Here is a 17,873-nt window from a genome sequence, read left to right as displayed (position 1 = left end):
AGAGCGGGCCACCCGATTCGGGTGGCCCGCTCTCATCTTCTGTGGAGCTAAGGAGAATTGAACTCCTGACCTCCTGCATGCCATGCAGGCGCTCTACCAACTGAGCTATAGCCCCTTGCCTTGTCCGCCCGGTTTCCCCGGCGGCTCCGCCAACATTACACGGTCCTACCCGTGCTCCACCAAATCGTTTCCGGTCTGGGCGGATACCGACCGAAACGCCCGGTACTGTCAGCCGTCGTGACCGTGATCGCGCTCGCCGCCGCCCACCGCCGTGTGCCCTTGGCCGCCGGGGCCTGCCTGCTCTCCTTCACGGCCTTCTGGATCGCCCAGCGCGCGGCGGACGTCTCGATGATCGACCTCATGGTCTACCGGGCCGAGGGAGAGACCGTGCGTGCGGGCGGCGACCTGTACGCGCTGCGCACCACCGAGGCCCGTCTGCCCACCACGTACCCACCGTTCGCCGCCCTCCTGTTCACGCCGCTGACGCTCCTGGAGACGGCGGACATGCGCACGCTGGCGACCCTGGGGAACCTGCTGCTCCTGGTCGCGTTCGTACACCTCTCCCTGCTGCTGATCGGCGACAAGCGGCACGCACACGTGACGCACGCACGCGTGGAGCACGCACACGTGAAGCACGTACGTCTGGAGAGCGCCCTGTGGGTGTCCGCGCTCGCCGTCTGGTGCGAGCCGGTGTGGACGACCTTGCGGTACGGACAGATCAATCTGCTGCTCGCCGCCCTCGTCCTGTGGGACCTGTCCCGGCGCCCCGGTCACCGCTGGGCGGGCGTGGGCATCGGCATCGCGGCGGCGATCAAGCTCACGCCCGCGCTCTTCGCGGTGTTCCTGCTGCTCACGGGGGCCGTCGAGGCCTCGCGGCGCGGCACGTGGCGGCCCGCCGTGCGGCACGCGTGCGTGGCCTCCGTGTCGTTCACCGGCGCGACGCTCCTCGCGGCCGCCGTCCTGCCGTACGACTCGTGGCGCTTCTGGACGCGCATGGTCTTCGAGGCGGGCCGGGTCGGGCTCGCCGAGGACACCGCGAACCAGTCGCTGCGCGGCGTGCTCGCGCGACTTCTGCACACCGGGGAGCCGGGCGGTGCGTGGGTCATGGCCGCGGCCGTGGTCGGCGTGCTCGGCCTCGCGGTCGCGGTGGCATCGGCGCTGCGCGGAGAGCGGGCCTGGGCGGCGCTCGCCTGTGCGGCGACGGCGCTCCTGGTGAGCCCGGTGTCGTGGTCGCACCACTGGGTGTGGTGCGTGCCGATGGTGCTGCTCCTGGGCATGGAGGCGATGCGCCGGGGCGGCCGGGCGTCGTGGGCGGTCGCCGGGGCGGCGTCCCTGGTCTTCTGCTCGTACGCCTTGTGGTGGGTGCCGCACGGGGCGGGTCGGCTTGAACTCGCCCAGAATTTTGGCCAGATGACGCTTTCGGCCCTCTACGTAGTGACCGCTTTTGCGTTTCTGCTGGTCGCCTCCACCCGCTCGCGAACGATCACGCGCTCACGCGCGATCACCCGGTGACGACCGATCAAGCGGTCGCGAACGAGTAGAACCTCTTGAGCGTGCAGTGCTCGTCCAGCAGCCGGCCATAGATCGGCTCCCCTTCGAGTTCGCGGTACGTCTCGATGGGGTCGCCCTTTATGATCAGCGCCCGTGCGCATTCCTCGCACCAGTACTGGTACTCCTGGTTGACCGGCTCCATGTCGCGGACGATCGGTGTGCCACTGCCGCACCAGTCGCACTTCCGCCTGTGTGCACCCATCGATCAGCTCCAGCTGTGGCCGCAGGCGGTGCAGACGTACGAGACTCCGCCGTTGTCACCGAGTACTTGGGCGACATGGGACGAGCCGCAGGAAGGGCAGTTGAGGAGCGTGCGCAGCGCGGCCCGTTCTCGTACGGCCGCCTCGCCGAAGAGGCGGTCGACCTCTTCGAGGATGCTCGCAGGCATCGCGCTCTCCCTCCCGTCGGGCTGCGTCCCCTTCCGGCCGTCCGATTCTGCCACGGTCTGAGCAACCCGGTCAGCGACGCATTCGTACCAGTCCGGACACGGCGCCGAGTGCGGCCACCACAGCCAGCGCGCAGGAGCACACCAGGAGCGCGCTCCCGGATGAATACGCCCCTGGCTCCCCTTGTGACTCAAGCCGGTTCAAGAAAAGCGCACCGAAACAGGCAACGCCGGCGGCCAGCGACACCGCGGTGAGCGCGAACCCACAGGAAATCAGCAGCCGTTGGACCGCCCCGGGCCAGCCGCGCCATGTGAGCCCGACCCGTCCGAAGACCACGGCGGTCGGCGCGAGGGTGAGTCCCGCGCGCAGCGCGCTGCAGCCGAGGCCACCCTGGACGTGCAGGGTGAGCGCGAACAGGAAGCCCGCGTTGACGGCCATCGCGGCGGCGATCCGGAAGACCGCGAGACCCATGCCCGGCGTCCGCAGGACCCTGGGCGCGATCAGCGGCGCCCCACCGCTCCGGGCGAGCCGGGACTCGTACGCGCAGAAGAGCGCGAAGCAGACCGCGGCGGCGGCCAGCGAGAGCCAGGACCACAGCGGCCAGTCCTCCTGCTGTCCGAGCACCAGCGGCACGGTGAACTGCGAGACGGCGGCGCCGAGCAGCACGAGCCCCGGCAGATCGAGCCCGCGCGCCCGCCCCGCCACCCGGCCCGCCTCGCCGTCGCGCGGCAGCACGCGCACCGCCATGACCAGCAGCACCACGCCGACCGGCACATTGACGAGGAAGACCGGACGCCAGCCGGCGCCGAACAGGTCGAGGCTGACGAGGACGCCGCCGAGCACCTGTCCGGCGGCGGCGCCGGTCGTGAGGACCGCCGAGTACGCGCCGAGCGCCTTCGCCCACGCCCTGGGCCTACGCCCGCGACGGCGTCCCGAACGTCCTCAGTGAGTGTGGACAGCGGCGAGAGGACATCGGCTAGAGAGGAGCGACAACAGAAAATCCCGCCCCCTGGTGGGGACGGGATTTCCGGGACTGTGGAGCTAAGGAGAATTGAACTCCTGACCTCCTGCATGCCATGCAGGCGCTCTACCAACTGAGCTATAGCCCCTTGTGTTCTTCCGTTCCCCCCGCTTGGCGGGGCGAACAAGAAGAACTTTAGCCTGCGACCAGCCGGAATGTGAAATCCGGGTCCGGCTGCCCTCCGAAGCGGCTCCCGAGCGGCTCCGACGTGGGTTCCGGAGCGGCTCCGACGTGGGTTCCGGAGCGCTCAGTCGTCGTCGCCGAGCACCGGCTCCGGCAGCGTGCCGGCGTTGTGCTCCAGCAGGCGCCAGCCCCGCGCGCCCTGGCCGAGGACCGACCAGCAGCAGTTGGAGAGACCCCCGAGCCCCTCCCAGTGGTGGGACTCCAGACCGAGGAGGCGACCGATCGTGGTGCGGATGGTGCCGCCGTGGCTGACCACCACGAGCGTGCCGTTGTCCGGCAGCTTCTCGGCATGGCGCAGGACGACGGGCGCGGCCCGGTCGGCGACCTCGGTCTCCAGCTCGCCGCCGCCGCGGCGCACCGGCTCGCCGCGCTTCCACGCGGCGTACTGCTCGCCGAAGCGGGCGATGATCTCGTCGTGCGTCAGGCCCTGCCACTCACCGGCGTACGTCTCCTGGAGGGCCTCCTCGTGCGTGACGGGGAGGCCGGTGATCGCGGAGAGTTCACCGGCCGTGGCCGCGGCGCGCTTGAGGTCGGAGGCGACGATGGCGTCCGGCTTCAGGGAAGCGAGCAGCCGGGCGGCGCGCCTGGCCTGCGCGACGCCCGTCTCGGTCAGGTCGATGTCCGTGGAGCCCTGGAAGCGGCGCTCCAGGTTCCAGGACGTCTGGCCGTGCCGCCACAGGATGATCCGGCAGCCGCGGTTGCTCACCGCAGCTCACCGTCCAGGTCCGCCTCCTCCGCGGCCCGCTGCTCGGCGTGCTCTGCGGCCTTGCCGCGGGTCGCCTTGGCGTCGTCGGGCAGCTCGATCTCGGGGCAGTCCTTCCACAGGCGCTCGAGGGCGTAGAAGACACGCTCCTCGCTGTGCTGGACGTGCACCACGATGTCGACGTAGTCGAGGAGGATCCAGCGGGCGTCGCGGTCGCCCTCGCGGCGGACCGGCTTGGCGCCGAGCTGCTTGTTCAGCTGCTCCTCGATCTCGTCGACGATCGACTTGACCTGGCGGTCGTTGGGTGCGGAGGCGAGCAGGAAGGCGTCCGTGATCGACAGCACGTCGCTGACGTCGTACGCGATGATGTCGTGCGCGAGCTTGTCGGCAGCCGCCTGCGCGGCGACGTTGATGAGCTCGATGGAGCGGTCCGTGGCGGTCACTAGAGAGCTTTCCTTCGGATGGTCGATACACCCCAAGGGTCTCACGGACCGCCGACGGCGCCCCAGACGATTTCGTCACCGCCCCCGCGCGGAGGCCGTCACCCGGCCCGATAGTCCTGGCCGAGGACCACGGAGACGTCGGCGTTCGAGGCCGTCTTGCCCTTGCGGACCGCGCTCGCCGGCAGGCCGAGGGTCTTGGCGACCTCGGTGGCCTGTGTCTTCTTGGCCTCGTCGGCGTAGGTGACCTGCGAGGTGGGCTGGGCCGCGGGGACCGAGCCGCCGTCGATGAAGGTGTAGCCGCCGTTGACCAGGGTGACCCTGGCGCCCTGGGCCGCGTCCTTCTTGCCGGAGGCGTTCTTGACGCCGACCCGCACGGCATCGCCCTGCTCCGGGCTCTTCACGGCGCCGCCGAGGACGTCCTCGACCACGGTGTCGGCCGCCCGCTCGGTCAGCGTGCCGTCCTGCCGCACGGGCAGCAGCGTCGTCTTGTAGTCGCCGCCCTTCGCGCGGTCGGCGAGCTTGGCGAGGAAGGCGCCGAGGTCCTTCTCCTTGAGCGAGGGGTCGAGGATCTGCGCGAGCGACTCGACGGTGGTCGTGGCCGCCTGCGGGTCCGAGGAGAGCTTGCGCAGGACGCCCCGCATGACCTCGCCGAAGCGGGACAGCTGTGCGGTCTCCGCCTCGCCGGGTGCGCGGTAGGTGGCGTACGCGACGGCCATCGGACCGCTCAGGGTCTGCTGCTCGCCCTTCTTGACGAGGGGCGCCTCGCCGTCCTTCGCCTTCGGGTCGGGCACGTCGGTGTTCGTGTCGATGTCGATGTTGCCGACGAGCTCGACGAGGTTGTTCAGGTACGGGGTGTCCAGACGCCAGGTGCCCTCGACCGAGGTGCCGAGCACCGTGTCGATCGACTCGCGGGTGCCGGTGGACCCGTCGTCGTCGACGGACTTGCCGAGCGTCGTCGGCGTACCGTCCTCGTCCGACACGGCAAGGGAGTTGGGCAGCAGGACGGTGGCGCCCTGCTTGGTGGTGGCGTTGTCCACCAGCAGCGCGGTGGAGGTGACCTTGCTCTTGGTGTTGTGCAGATGGACGACGATCACGTCGCGCTTCTGCGGCCCGGCGGCCGTGGCGCCGCCGCTCTTGTCGTCCGACTGACCGGGCAGCTTGCCCGCGAACCACAGGTATCCGACGCCGCCCGCGACGACCAGCGCGAGGACCACGACGAGCGCGACGACCCGGGAGCGCCCACGGCGCTTGGCCTCCTCGCGCCGCTCGGTGCGGCTCTCGGTGAACTTCAGCCAGTCGATGACGTCTTCGGAGTCCTCGTCCGGCTCCTCGATGAAGGAGAACTGCTCGGTCTTGTACTCGCGGGACTGTTCACGAGGCTGTTCACGTTCACGGGGTTGTTCGCGCGGCTGCTCGTGCCGCATGGGCTCGGGCTCGACTTCACGCGTCGGCTGAGGCGTCTGCTGCGGCTGCGCTTGTTGCTGCGGCTGCGCTTGCTGGTGCTGGTGCTGCTGTTGTTGCTGTTGCTGTTGCTGTTGGGCAATCCAGCCGGTTTCGTACGAGGTTCCTGAACTCCCGTACGTGTCATAGGTCCCGGCGTCGTATCCGCCCTGGTACCCCTGCTGCTGCCCACCCGCATACGGGTCGTACCCGTATCCCTGGGGCTGCTGCTGATGAGACTGCTGCGGGGGCACCTGCGGCTGCACCTGTTGGTACACCGGCCGCCCGTACTCGTCGTACCCGACGACCTGGTACTGATCAGCCGCGTACTCGCCCGCATACGGATCGCTGCCCGCATACGGGTCGTACTGTCGGTCGTTCACCGGTGCCCCTCTCGGCTCATTCGCCGCGGTACAGCTCGCGCTTGTCGATGTAACGCACCACACCGTCCGGCACGAGGTACCAGACGGGGTCCCCCTTGGCGACCCGCGCGCGGCAGTCCGTGGACGAGATGGCCAGGGCCGGCACCTCCACCAGGGAGACGCCGCCCTTCGGCAGTCCGGGGTCGGCCAGCGTATGACCCGGCCGGGTGACCCCGATGAAGTGCGCGAGGGAGAACAGCTCTTCCGTGTCCCGCCAGGTGAGGATCTGACCGAGGGCGTCGGCGCCCGTGATGAAGAAGAGGTCCGTGTCGGGGTTGAGGGCGCGCAGATCGCGCAGCGTGTCCGTGGTGTAGGTCGCTCCGCCGCGGTCGATGTCGATGCGGCTCACCGAGAACTGAGGGTTCTCGGCGGTCGCGATGACCGTCATCAGATAGCGGTCCTCGGCAGGTGACACCTGCTTGTCGCTCTTCTGCCACGGCTGGCCGGTCGGCACGAACACCACCTCGTCGAGGTGGAATTGCGCGGCGACCTCACTGGCCGCCACGAGGTGTCCGTGGTGGATCGGATCAAACGTTCCGCCCATGACGCCCAGGCGGCGCTTGCCGTTGCTCACCGGACCGGTCCCCGGACCGGTAGGCATGTCCTGCTCTCCCATGCGTGCAGACCCTACCGGCCCGGCGGACGAGCCCTGTTTCGGCGGTCCCGTTCAGGGACGGCCGCTCAGTGGTCCCGTCAGCGGTCCCGGTTGAAGCGCGTGGTGATCCACAGGAGCAGCATGAGCGCGACGAAGGCGCCGCCGCCCGTGAGGAGAGGGCTGAGGCTTTCGTGGTTGCCGCCGTGCTCGCCGCCCTCGGAGGCGAGAGTGACCAGCTGGGCGGCGGTGCTGTGGAGGCTCATCTCAGGCAGGACCTATCCGGAGGTGGGATGGACATAAAGACTTCCGGCCCATCGTAAGCGGGGGCCTCGCTCCGGCTCACGCCGACTCAGCCGTTGCGGCTGTCCGCACCCTTGTCGGACGTGCGGTCCTCAGACATTCGGTCCTCGGATGTGCGGTCCTCAGACATTCGGTCCTCAGACATTCGGTCCTCAGACATTCGGTCTTCAGACGTGCGGTCCTCAGACAAGCCCTCCGCCTCGTTCCCCTGCCGATACCCGCGCAGCAGGAACCAGCCCACCAGTACGCACCCGACGACCATGACGATCAGCACGATCCGCAGCAGATTGCCGGGTCCCTGCTGCTCCGCGGCCTTGGCCGCCTCCGTGAGCCAGTCGGCTCCAGGGTTGTGCTCCATGACGGAAGACTCCTTCTGTGTGCTGCCCTGTCACGGTATCTCCGCCTAGGCTGGGCCCCACCTCGGGGGCACGAGAGGACCAGACATGGGGGATGCGGCATGACCGACGACAACCACGGCGACCAGGGGAACAGCGGCCACGAGCACGTGCCGAGCCGGCAGCGCAGGCGCTTCCCCGGCATCTCGTCGCGGGCCTACGAACACCCGGCCGACCGCTCGGCCCTGGTGGCCCTGCGCAAGCTCAGCGGCTTCGACACGGTCTTCAAGGCGCTCAGCGGCCTGCTGCCCGAGCGCAGTCTCAGGCTGCTGTTCCTGTCGGACTCGGTCCGGGTCTCCGACGCGCAGTTCGCGCACCTCAACACCATGCTGCGGGACGCCTGTTACATCCTGGACCTGGAGAAGGTCCCGCCGATGTACGTCAATCAGGACCCGGTGCCGAACGCGATGTGCATCGGCCTGGACGAGCCGATCATCGTCGTGACGACGGGCCTGGTCGAACTGCTCGACGAGGAGGAGATGCGGGCGGTCGTCGGCCACGAGGTGGGCCACGCCCTCTCCGGCCACTCCGTCTACCGCACGATCCTGCTCTTCCTCACGAACCTCGCCCTCAAGGTCGCGTGGATCCCGCTCGGCAATGTCGCGATCATGGCGATCGTGACGGCGCTGCGCGAGTGGTTCCGCAAGTCCGAGCTGTCGGCGGACCGGGCGGGGCTGCTGGTCGGGCAGGACCTGAAGGCCTCCATGCGCGGCCTGATGAAGATCGCGGGCGGCAACCACCTGCACGAGATGAACGTGGACGCGTTCCTGGAGCAGGCCGAGGAGTACGAGGCCGGGGGCGACCTGCGCGACTCCGTGCTGAAGATCCTGAACGTCATGCCGCGTACGCACCCCTTCACCACCGTGCGCGCCGCCGAGCTGAAGAAGTGGTCGGAGTCCCGCGACTACCAGCGGATCATGGACGGCCACTACCCGCGCCGCGACGAGGACAAGGACACCTCGGTCTCCGACTCCTTCCGGCAGTCCGCTTCCGCGTACGCCGACGACGTACGCAACAGCAAGGACCCGCTGATGAAGCTGGTCAGCGACATCGCGGGCGGCGCGGGCGACCTGGGCGGCAAGCTGCGCGGAAGGTTCACGGGCCAGGGCAACCAGGGCAGCCAGGGCGGGCAGGGCAACCAAGGCGGGCAGGGCAACAGCAACCCCTCCGACGACAAGTAGCCCTCAGGAACCCTCAGGAAGAAGCAGCCAGCGAAGGCTGCGCCGAAGCCGCCAGCGTTCCGCACAGCGCCATCGCGTCCCCCGTCGCGTACGGATCGGTGCCGGCCGGACCGCCCGCCTTCGCCTTCTGCCCGGCCAGCAGCGGCCGCAGATGGTTCGCCGTGTCCGCCGCGCAGGCCAGCGGTCCCGCCTGCGCGGCGGAGGTGAGCAGCTCCGCCTGGTGCATCCGCAGGTCGTCGCGGTCGAAGCGGAAGTGCAGTTCGCGGCGGACGGTGAACAGGGACGCCTCGGCGCGGTCCTCTCCGGCGCCCTTGGCGACGGGCCGGAGCGCGTACACGAACGTGTGGTCCGAGGTCACCTCGAGGGTGTTCCTGTCCGCCTCGACGACCCGCAGCGTGCCCTGGGCCCTGACCCGCCGGTCGGCGAGCGCGGTCGTCGCCGGGTCGAACCGCACCAGCCAGCCGGTGGCCGCGTGCCGCCCGTCGGAGACGGGGTGCGCGAAGCTCCGGTCGAACTGGTCGAGTTGCTCCGGATCCAGCAGGATCCGCGCGGAGCGCGCCGAGCCGCCGGTGAGGACGTCCGGGTCGAGCGAGGACTCGACGAGATAGTCCTTGGCGGTGGTCAGCGCGGCCGTCACCTGACTGTCGGAGAAGTGCGAAGTCCTGCGCGCGGCAGGGAGGTTGACCCCTTCGGCGCCCACGCGGAACTGCGCGGCGGGGCTGTGCGCGTAGAGGTCGGCGACGCTCTTCGAGCCGGGCACGCGGCCCTGCGGGGCGAGCGGTATGACGGTCATCCGCAGCGGTTCGGGGCGCTTGGACACCGGGGTTTGGTACGGGTGGCGTACGCCCATGTAGATCGCCGTGCCGAAGGCGACCACGATCAGTACGACGAGGATGACGGCCTGCCGGGACAAGGACCTGTGGAGCGCGGGGCGGCGGCGCACGGCGCGCGCGTGGTCGCCCATGCGCTCCTGCGCGGAGTACTCCTGGAGGCGCGCAGCGCGCACGAACGACTCGTCGAAGACGACGGATCGGTACTCGTCCTCGCCACCGTTGGGAGCTCCCTCGGGTGTCCCCGCAGGTGGATCTCCTGGCCCGCCCATACTTTCAGGGTAGGTCTCCGGGCCGTTCCGTAAACGCCCTGGTACACGACAAGTTCTGACATCTCTCCACGGGTGCGCGCGGCGGAAACGCGCCAGGCCTCGCTGGGGTGCGCTCAGGGGGTGCGCGGCACCGCGGGGACCGCGGGCTGGCCGAACTCGGCCGAGGCGGAGGGGCTCGTCGACGCCTCCTTGTCGGCGCTCTGTCCGACCTCGGTGGAGGCGGGGGCGGGCACCTGGTTCTGGCGGTCCGACGACGCCCCGCGATAGACGGCGGCGAAGGCGAGGGCCACCATGCCTATGCCCATCAGGAGGGCGAGCATCCAGGCGACGGGGCGGTGCCAGCGGACGCGACCCGGGTGGCGGCCGGGGCGGCCGTAGCCGTCGTCGAGGGGGTCGTGTTCGTAGGCCTCGTCGAGGTCGTCGTCGCGGCCGAACTCGCTGCCGTCGTCGGGGCCGAAGCCGTCCTCGTAGAACTCGTCGTCCGACGGGTCGTGGCCCGGGCCCCGGGTGCGGGCCCTGCGGGCCTCCGCTTCGGAGGCCTCGGCGCGCGCCTGGGCTGCGGCCAACAGCCGTTCCACGGCGGTCGGTTCATGTATCTCCGCGGCCCGTACGAAGTCCTCGTCGAAGACCACGGAGGCGAACTCTTCGTCCGCACCCCCGCGGTCGCGGTCGTCGTCGGGCTCCCAGCCGTCAGGGAACGACGGCGTGCCCCCCACGTCCTCCGGCACCCTCCCAGGGTAGACCTGAGAGGGGCAACTTGGGCAGACGGTAAGGGAATTCGACTCGACGCACGCGGCCCGGCGCACGCGGCCCGGCGCACGTGACTCGGCGCACGTGGCTCAGCGCACGTGACTCGACGCACGTAACCCGGCACACGTGACTCGGCGCACGTGGCTCAGCGCACGTGCCCGTCGCCCGTCACGATGTACTTCGTCGAGGTCAGCTCGGGCAGCCCCATCGGGCCGCGCGCGTGCAGCTTCTGCGTGGAGATGCCGATCTCGGCGCCGAAGCCGAACTGGCCGCCGTCGGTGAAGCGCGTGGAGGCGTTCACGGCGACCGTCGTGGAGTCCACGAGCTGCGTGAAGCGGCGCGCGGCCTGCTGGGAGGTGGTGACGATGGCCTCCGTGTGCCCCGAGGTCCACAGCCGGATGTGCTCGACGGCCTGCTCCAGGGTGTCGACGACGGCGGCCGCGATGTCGTACGAGAGGTACTCGGTCTCCCAGTCCTCGGTCGTCGCGGGCACGACGGTGGCCTTGGAGGCGTCGGCGTACGCGAGGACGCGCTCGTCGGCGTGGACGGTGACGCCTGCCTCCGCGAGGGCGTCCAGGGCGCGCGGCAGGAACGCGTCGGCGATGTCCTTGTGCACGAGCAGCGTCTCGGCGGCGTTGCAGACGCTGGGGCGCTGGGCCTTGGAGTTGATCAGGATGTCGACGGCCATGTCGAGGTCGGCCTGCGCGTCCACGTACACATGGCAGTTGCCGGTGCCGGTCTCGATGACCGGGACGGTGGACTCCTCGACGACGGTCTTGATCAGCGAGGCGCCGCCGCGCGGGATGAGTACGTCGACGAGGCCGCGGGCGCGCATCAACTCCCGTACGGAGTCGCGGCTTTCGCCCGGGACGAGCTGGATGGCGTCGGCGGGCAGGCCCGCGCCGTGCACCGCGTCGCGCAGGACGCGCACGAGCGCCGTGTTGGATTCGTACGCCGATGACGAGCCCCGCAGCAGCACGGCGTTGCCGGACTTCAGGCAGAGGGCGGCGGCGTCCACGGTGACGTTCGGACGGGCCTCGTAGATGATCCCGACGACGCCGAGCGGGACGCGGACCTGGCGCAGGTCGATGCCGTTGGGCAGCGTCGAGCCGCGGACGACCTCGCCGACCGGGTCGGGCAGGGAGGCCACGTCGCGCACGTCGGCGGCGATGGCGCGGACGCGCTCGGGGGTGAGGGTGAGCCGGTCGACGATCGCCTCGCTGGTCCCGGCCTCGCGGGCGCGCGCGGTGTCCTTGCCGTTGGCCTCGACGATCTCGGCGGTCCGCACCTCCAGGGCGTCGGCGATCGCGAGCAGCGCGTCGTCCTTGGCAGCGCGTGGCAGTGGCGCGAGCGTGGCGGCGGCACCGCGGGCGCGGTAGGCGGCCTGGGCGACCGGCGAGAGGTTGTCGTAGGGCGAGACGGGAGAGAGCGACGTCATGCCCGCAGGGTAATCCCCGCGCGCGGGGCGCCCCACGGGTGTTCCAGTACCCGAGACCGCGCGGGGGCGGTCCTGGGACGACGGCTCGAAAGACGACGGCTCAGAAGACGACGGCTCGAAAGACGGCGACCCGAAAGACGACGGCTCAAAACGGATGTACGCCCACGGGGGTCGCCGGCAGCGGACCGTACCCCTCCGCGATGCGCTGGTGGTAAGTGTCGCGGTCGATCACTTCGAGCCCCACGATCTCCCACGGCGGCAGCTGCGCGGTCTGCCGGTGCTCGCCCCACAGCCGCAGCGCGACCGCGGCCGCGTCGTGCAGATCGCGGGCCTCTTCCCAGTAGCGGATCTCGGCGTGGTCCGGGGCGTACCGGCTGGTGAGCAGAAAGGGGTGGTCATGGGCGAGCTGTTCGAGGCCTCGCCTGACCTCCTTCAACGGGGCTTCGGCGCCTGAGACGCTCAGCGTGACGTGCCACAACCGGGGCGCCTCCACGGTCTCGCCCTCCCGGCTCTCACGCGTATCGCCCTCCTGCGCGCTGTGCGGGTCGTTCTCGTAGGCCGCCCCGGCGGCGACGCTCGTCAGCGCCCGCTCAGCCGAACCGCGGGACGCCGCCCCTGGGCGCACTCGTCTCACGACGGCCTCCTTTACGCAATGGTGGTGCGGATACGCAACGGTCGTGCGGAACTGTCTTCAACAAAGTTGAGCAGGCCAAGCGGTCTCGCGGGGCGGTTTTGGGGAGTTTCACCTCACACGGGCCGGTCGGCCGGTGCCGTTCGCGGCGGTTTTCGGCCGGGGCGGATGTGATGTGTGGGGCAGTTGTTCCGACGCGACCTGGGGCTTCGCGGCGGCTTCCGGTGCGGCTATCCGTGCAGCAGGACGAGGTCGTCCCGGTGCACGACCTCCCGCTCGTACGCAGGTCCGAGTTCGCGCGCCAGATCCCGGGTGGAGCGGCCGATGAGCATCGGGATCTCCTTGGCGTCGAAATTCACGAGCCCCCGCGCCACCGCACGCCCCGCGGAGTCCCGCAGCTCGACCGGGTCCCCCGCGGTGAACTCGCCCTCCACCGCGGCGATCCCCGCGGGCAGCAGCGACTTGCGCCCCTCGACGACCGCGCGCACCGCCCCGTCGTCCAAGGTCAGCGCGCCCTGCGGCGCGGAGGCGTGCTGGAGCCAGAGGAGGCGGTCGGCGGAGCGGCGCCCGGTGCGGTGGAAGTACGTCCCGGTCGCGCGGCCCGCGAGGGCGTCGCCCGCCTCGCTCGCGGAGGTCAGGACGACCGGGATCCCGGCGGCTGCGGCGATCCGCGCGGCCTCGACCTTGGTGACCATGCCGCCGGTGCCCACCCCCGCCTTGCCCGCGCTGCCGATCTGCACATGCGCTATGTCGTCGGGGCCCGTCACCTCGGAGATCCGGGACGTGCCGGGCTTGGCCGGATCACCGTCGTAGAGGCCGTCCACGTCGGAGAGCAGGACCAGCAGGTCGGCGTGGACGAGATGGGCGACGAGCGCGGCCAGCCGGTCGTTGTCACCGAAGCGGATCTCGTCGGTCGCCACGGTGTCGTTCTCGTTCACCACGGGCAGCGCGCCCATCGCGAGCAGCTGGTCGAGGGTGCGCGAGGCGTTGCGGTGGTGGGCCCTGCGGGCCATGTCGTCGGAGGTGAGGAGCACCTGTCCCACGCGTACGCCGTACCGCGCGAAGGAAGCGGTGTAGCGGGCCACGAGCAGCCCCTGGCCGACGCTCGCCGCGGCCTGCTGGCGGGCCAGGTCCTTGGGTCGCCGCACCAGGCCGAGCGGCGCGAGCCCGGCGGCGATGGCACCGGAGGAGACGAGGACGATCTCGCGCTCCCCTCCGCTGCGGCTCTTGGCGAGCACATCCACGAGGGCGTCAACCCGGTCCGCGTCCAGGCCCCCCGATGCGGTGGTCAGGGATGAGGATCCGACCTTGACGACGACCCGCTGGGCCTCTGCCACTGACTGCCTTGCCGCTGCCACGCTCTTCCCCAACTGATCCCGAGTGATGAACCCGCTGCTCCGGACCTGCAATCTACGTGAGCCGACGGGCCGGGCGCCTGCCCATTCCGAGGGACGGACCGAGGGGCGGACGGAGGAGCGGACCGGGCCGGAGCACGAGCGGGTGTAATTGAGTCAGAGGCGAAAAGGACCCTCGGGGTTCAGTCCCTTTGCCCCTTTATCCGGTGATTGATGTCACGGAAGATTGCTAGGGAGCCACCGCGCGTCATACGGTCAGTGGTCGACTTCCCCCCATTCCCCCTTCATCCCCGCCAGGAGCTCAAGCCCGTGCCCTCTGCCGGACTCGCCCCACGCCGCCGCATCGTGCAGCTGACCGCTCTGTTCACGATGTTCGCGCTCTTCGCGACGCAGCTCGCGACCGCGTTGATCCCCTACGTCCCGGTGTTCATCGCCGCGGCGGCCGCGAACCTCGCGCTCGACATCTATCTGCAGTACAAGCAGCCGGGCCTCCTCTCGCTCCTTGGCAAGATCCGTTTCGACGTCACGGTCCGCCAGCTCCTGCGCGACATGCTGATCCTGGTCGGCCTGCTGCGCATCGACGGCATCGAGCCGCTGGCCGAGCAGTCGCCGCTGACCATCGCGCTGCTCGCCTTCTACGCCCTGCACTTCGGCTGCCAGGCCGTCGCCGTGCTCGTGCGCCGCACCCGCTCCCTGCCGATCGTCACGCGCAACATCGACGCCTCGAAGCTGCACCTGACGGCCGCTCCCCCGCGGATCCTGTCGCGCCGCCAGGCCCACCGCCTGCTGACCTTCTCCGTGCCGACGACGATCGGCCTGCTGGTCACCGCGGCGACCACCGACGCGTACTGGGGCGGCATCGGGCTCGCCGTCTCCATCACGATGATCGGCGCCGGTGCGCTCTACCTCGCCACCTGGCTGCTCCCGAAGAAGCGGGCGAAGAACGACCAGAAGGTCATGCAGTGGCTCGACGAGTGGCTCGCGGACTACAAGCCGACCGTCGCCATGTACTTCTCGGGCGGCACCACGTCCGCGTACCAGGCCAACATGTGGCTCTCCACCCTCGGCAAGCTCGACGGCAAGCCGCTGATCGTGCTGCGCGAGCGGTTCATGGTGCAGAAGATCGACGCGACGGACGTCCCGATCATCTGCTTCCCGAAGGTCGCCACGATGTTCTCCCTGGAGACGTCGACGCTGAAGATGATGCTGCACCCGGCGAACGCCGCGAAGACCTCGCAGGTCCTGCGCATCCCCACCATCAAGCACGCCTTCATCAACCACGGCGAGAGCGACAAGCTCTCCTCCTGCAACCCCTACGCGAAGGCGTACGACGAGGTGTGGGTGGCGGGCCCCGCGGCCCGCGACCGCTACCAGCTCGCGGACATCGGCGTCGAGGACAAGGACGTCGTCGAGGTCGGCCGCCCGCAGCTGTCCCCCATCCGTCCCTACGCCGGCGCGCCCACCGGGACGTACACCACCGTTCTGTACGCCCCCACCTGGGAGGGCTGGGACGGGAACCCCGGCAACACCTCCGTGGTCCTGGCCGGCGAGAACATCGTCCGTGAGCTCCTTGCCGACCCGGGCGTGCGCCTCCTCTACAAGCCGCACCCGATGACCGGCTCGCAGAACCCGCAGGCGGGCGCCGCCAACGAGCGCATCAAGGCGATGATCCTCGCGGCCAACACCAAGCGCTCCGGCGCGCGCCCCGGCCCCGAGGCCGCGGCCGAGCTGGAGCGCCGCACCTCGGCCCTTGACCAGCTGACCGCCAAGAAGTTCCGCAAGAGCTCGGACGAACAGGAGCGGATGCTGCTCCAGGGCGCCCCCGACGGCGACCAGCAGGCCGCGGTCGCCGAGGCGACGGCCGCGTGGGAGAGCGCGTTCTGGGCGTCCTTCCCCGAGTGGGAGCACCAGATCATCACGTCCGCGCGCCCGGCGATCTTCTCCTGCTTCAACCAGGCCGACCTGCTGATCAGCGACGTCTCCTCGGTGGTCTCCGACTGGCTGAGCAGCGAGAAGCCGTACGCCGTCGCCAACACGGCGGGCATGACCGAGGCGGAGTTCCGCGCGAGCTTCCCGACGGCGTCCGCGGCGACGATCCTCACCCCCGAGGCGGACGGCGTCGCGGCCCTCATGAAGGCCGTGCGCGCCCCGGAGCTGGACACCCACGCGGAGGCCCGCGCCGAGCTCAAGGAACACCTCCTCGGCCCCTCGGACCCGCCCTCCCTGGCCCGCTTCAACGACGCGGCCCTCGCCCTGTGCGCCAAGGCCGACGCCCGCCGCGCCCGCATGGCCTCCCGCATCGACGCGGAGATCCCCGGCCAGCGCGTCGCGGAGGAAGCCGCGGAGGAGATGGAGCAGGACCCGTCGGAGTCGAACGGCGCGGAGGACTCGGTCACCGCGTAGCCCATGCATGACCATGACGAAGGCCCCCCGGAGCAGAGCTCCGGGGGGCCTTTCCGTTGCCGCCTGTGCCGACTGCCGCTGTCCGCGGCAGCGGGCCTAGAACGGCTCGAAGTCGTCGTACGCCTGCTGCGCCTCGTCCCGCTCCGCCTGGCGGTCCTTGCGGCGCTGCGCGGCCGGACGGGGGGCCTCCAGGCGGTGGTCCTCGCCACGGCGCCCGAGCATCTCCGCTCCGGCCATCATCGTCGGCTCCCAGTCGAAGACGACCGCGTTCTCCTCGGGGCCGATGGCCACGCCGTCGCCCGCACGGGCACCGGCCTTCATCAGCTCCTCCTCGACACCGAGGCGGCTGAGGCGGTCCGCGAGATAGCCGACGGCCTCGTCGTTGTTGAAGTCGGTCTGGCGCACCCAGCGCTCCGGCTTCTCGCCCCGCACGCGATACAGCGGCTCGCCGCCGACCTCCTCGCGGGTGACCGTGAAGCCGCTGTCGTCCACGGCCTTGGGCCGGATGACGATGCGGGTCGCCTCCTCCTTCGGCTTCGCGGCACGCGCCTGGCCGACCAGCTCGGCGAGGGCGAAGGACAGCTCCTTGAGGCCCTTGTGCGCGACGGCCGACACCTCGAAGACGCGGTAACCGCGCTCCTCCAGGTCGGGCCGGACCAGATCGGCGAGGTCCTGCCCGTCGGGTACGTCGATCTTGTTCAGGACGACGATGCGCGGCCGCTTCTCCAGGCCCGCGCCGTACTGCCGCAGCTCCTCCTCGATGACGTCGAGGTCGGAGACGGGGTCGCGGTCGGACTCCAGGGTCGCCGTGTCGAGTACGTGCACGAGCACGCTGCAGCGCTCGACGTGCCGCAGGAACTCGAGGCCGAGGCCGCGGCCCTGGCTGGCGCCGGGGATGAGACCGGGCACGTCGGCGACGGTGTAGACGGTCGAGCCCGCCGTCACCACACCGAGGTTGGGGACGAGCGTCGTGAACGGGTAGTCCGCGATCTTCGGCTTCGCCGCGCTCAGCACGGAGATCAGCGAGGACTTGCCCGCGCTCGGGTAGCCCACCAGAGCGACGTCGGCGACGGTCTTGAGCTCCAGGACGACGTCGCGCGCCTCGCCGGGCTCACCGAGCAGCGCGAAGCCGGGGGCCTTGCGGCGGGCGGAGGCCAGCGCCGCGTTGCCGAGGCCGCCGCGGCCGCCCTGGCCCGCCACGAAGGTGGTGCCCTGGCCGACCAGGTCCGCGAGGACGTTGCCCTGGCGGTCGAGGACGACGGTGCCGTCCGGGACCGGCAGGACCAGGTCCTGGCCGTCCTTGCCCGAGCGGTTGTCGCCGGCGCCGGGCTGGCCGTTGGTGGCCTTGCGGTGCGGGCTGTGGTGGTAGTCGAGGAGCGTCGTGACGTCCTGGTCTACGACCAGGATCACATCGCCGCCACGGCCGCCGTTTCCGCCGTCCGGGCCGCCGAGCGGCTTGAACTTCTCACGGTGGACGGAGGCACAGCCGTGGCCTCCGCTACCCGCGGCGACGTGCAGCTCGACGCGGTCCACGAAGGTGGTCATGGTGGGGTGCCTCCAGAAACGTACGGAAA

Annotated in this window: 17 protein-coding genes, 2 tRNA genes and 1 pseudogene; 3 read left to right on the top strand and 17 right to left on the bottom strand. The window is 70.5% G+C overall.

All coding sequences use genetic code 11. From position 1 onward, the window contains the following. Positions 1-42: 42 nt before the first annotated feature. Positions 43-115, bottom strand: a tRNA-Ala gene (locus tag AB0B50_RS33755). A 122-nt stretch (positions 116-237) separates the two neighbouring features. Here AB0B50_RS33755 and AB0B50_RS33750 point away from each other — a divergent pair. After that, positions 238-1,512, top strand: a complete 1,275-nt coding sequence (locus AB0B50_RS33750) for a glycosyltransferase 87 family protein (protein ID WP_362339623.1) — start codon at positions 238-240, stop codon at positions 1,510-1,512. A gap of 7 nt (positions 1,513-1,519) precedes the next feature. Here the strand turns inward: AB0B50_RS33750 and AB0B50_RS33745 are convergent, their stop codons facing one another. The 10 genes and pseudogenes from AB0B50_RS33745 to AB0B50_RS33700 form a co-directional block, all read right to left on the bottom strand. Further along, positions 1,520-1,753, bottom strand: a complete 234-nt coding sequence (locus AB0B50_RS33745; RefSeq protein ID WP_306334254.1) for a hypothetical protein — start codon at positions 1,751-1,753, stop codon at positions 1,520-1,522. Between the two features lie 3 nt (positions 1,754-1,756). Then, the gene (locus AB0B50_RS33740) at positions 1,757-1,939 is read right to left on the bottom strand and encodes a hypothetical protein (protein WP_362339622.1); all 183 of its coding nucleotides are present in this window, start codon (positions 1,937-1,939) and stop codon (positions 1,757-1,759) included. A 70-nt stretch (positions 1,940-2,009) separates the two neighbouring features. Continuing rightward, positions 2,010-2,834: pseudogene (locus AB0B50_RS33735) on the bottom strand (MFS transporter); the annotation flags it as partial. A gap of 139 nt (positions 2,835-2,973) precedes the next feature. After that, positions 2,974-3,046 (bottom strand) — tRNA-Ala (locus AB0B50_RS33730). Between the two features lie 159 nt (positions 3,047-3,205). Further along, positions 3,206-3,847 (bottom strand): histidine phosphatase family protein, encoded by a 642-nt coding sequence (locus AB0B50_RS33725; protein WP_362339621.1) that lies wholly within the window; start codon positions 3,845-3,847, stop codon positions 3,206-3,208. Next, entirely contained in the window at positions 3,844-4,287 is a 444-nt protein-coding gene (gene rsfS / locus AB0B50_RS33720; protein ID WP_362339620.1) for a ribosome silencing factor, read from the bottom strand. Before rsfS ends, AB0B50_RS33725 begins: the two co-directional genes overlap by 4 nt. Positions 4,288-4,385: 98 nt before the next feature. Continuing rightward, positions 4,386-6,110, bottom strand: coding sequence for an LCP family protein (locus tag AB0B50_RS33715; RefSeq protein WP_362339619.1), 1,725 nt, complete (start codon positions 6,108-6,110; stop codon positions 4,386-4,388). A 16-nt stretch (positions 6,111-6,126) separates the two neighbouring features. Beyond that, positions 6,127-6,765 (bottom strand): nicotinate-nucleotide adenylyltransferase, encoded by a 639-nt coding sequence (gene nadD, locus AB0B50_RS33710; protein ID WP_055702806.1) that lies wholly within the window; start codon positions 6,763-6,765, stop codon positions 6,127-6,129. 77 nt (positions 6,766-6,842) lie between these two features. Next, positions 6,843-7,007 (bottom strand): hypothetical protein, encoded by a 165-nt coding sequence (locus AB0B50_RS33705; protein WP_362339618.1) that lies wholly within the window; start codon positions 7,005-7,007, stop codon positions 6,843-6,845. An 86-nt stretch (positions 7,008-7,093) separates the two neighbouring features. Continuing rightward, a complete protein-coding gene (locus tag AB0B50_RS33700) occupies positions 7,094-7,402 on the bottom strand; it encodes a hypothetical protein (RefSeq protein WP_362339741.1) in 309 nt (102 codons plus the stop codon). Between the two features lie 99 nt (positions 7,403-7,501). Between AB0B50_RS33700 and AB0B50_RS33695 the strand changes: the two genes are divergently transcribed. Further along, entirely contained in the window at positions 7,502-8,620 is a 1,119-nt protein-coding gene (locus AB0B50_RS33695) for a M48 family metallopeptidase (RefSeq protein WP_362339617.1), read from the top strand. A gap of 13 nt (positions 8,621-8,633) precedes the next feature. On the opposite strand, the gene AB0B50_RS33690 is transcribed toward AB0B50_RS33695, so the two are convergent. From AB0B50_RS33690 to proB, 5 genes are all read right to left on the bottom strand, one after another. Beyond that, positions 8,634-9,722 (bottom strand): hypothetical protein, encoded by a 1,089-nt coding sequence (locus AB0B50_RS33690; protein ID WP_362339616.1) that lies wholly within the window; start codon positions 9,720-9,722, stop codon positions 8,634-8,636. Positions 9,723-9,835: 113 nt separating this feature from the next. After that, positions 9,836-10,450: a hypothetical protein gene (locus AB0B50_RS33685; protein WP_362339615.1), complete on the bottom strand. Its 615-nt coding sequence runs from the start codon at positions 10,448-10,450 to the stop codon at positions 9,836-9,838. 167 nt (positions 10,451-10,617) lie between these two features. Continuing rightward, positions 10,618-11,910, bottom strand: coding sequence for a glutamate-5-semialdehyde dehydrogenase (locus AB0B50_RS33680; protein WP_362339614.1), 1,293 nt, complete (start codon positions 11,908-11,910; stop codon positions 10,618-10,620). A 145-nt stretch (positions 11,911-12,055) separates the two neighbouring features. Beyond that, the gene (locus AB0B50_RS33675) at positions 12,056-12,544 is read right to left on the bottom strand and encodes a hypothetical protein (RefSeq protein ID WP_362339613.1); all 489 of its coding nucleotides are present in this window, start codon (positions 12,542-12,544) and stop codon (positions 12,056-12,058) included. 227 nt (positions 12,545-12,771) lie between these two features. Next, positions 12,772-13,878, bottom strand: coding sequence for a glutamate 5-kinase (gene proB / locus AB0B50_RS33670; RefSeq protein ID WP_362339612.1), 1,107 nt, complete (start codon positions 13,876-13,878; stop codon positions 12,772-12,774). A gap of 327 nt (positions 13,879-14,205) precedes the next feature. Here proB and AB0B50_RS33665 point away from each other — a divergent pair, with 327 nt between their 5' ends. After that, a complete protein-coding gene (locus AB0B50_RS33665) occupies positions 14,206-16,299 on the top strand; it encodes a hypothetical protein (RefSeq protein ID WP_362339611.1) in 2,094 nt (697 codons plus the stop codon). Positions 16,300-16,395: 96 nt separating this feature from the next. Here the strand turns inward: AB0B50_RS33665 and obgE are convergent, their stop codons facing one another. After that, on the bottom strand, positions 16,396-17,844 hold the full coding sequence (gene obgE, locus AB0B50_RS33660; RefSeq protein ID WP_362339610.1) for a GTPase ObgE: 1,449 nt from the start codon (positions 17,842-17,844) through the stop codon (positions 16,396-16,398). Positions 17,845-17,873: the final 29 nt, after the last annotated feature.

The organism is Streptomyces sp. NPDC041068 (assembly GCF_040647455.1).
Classification (GTDB): domain Bacteria; phylum Actinomycetota; class Actinomycetes; order Streptomycetales; family Streptomycetaceae; genus Streptomyces.
This window is presented reverse-complemented; position numbering and strand designations above follow the sequence as displayed.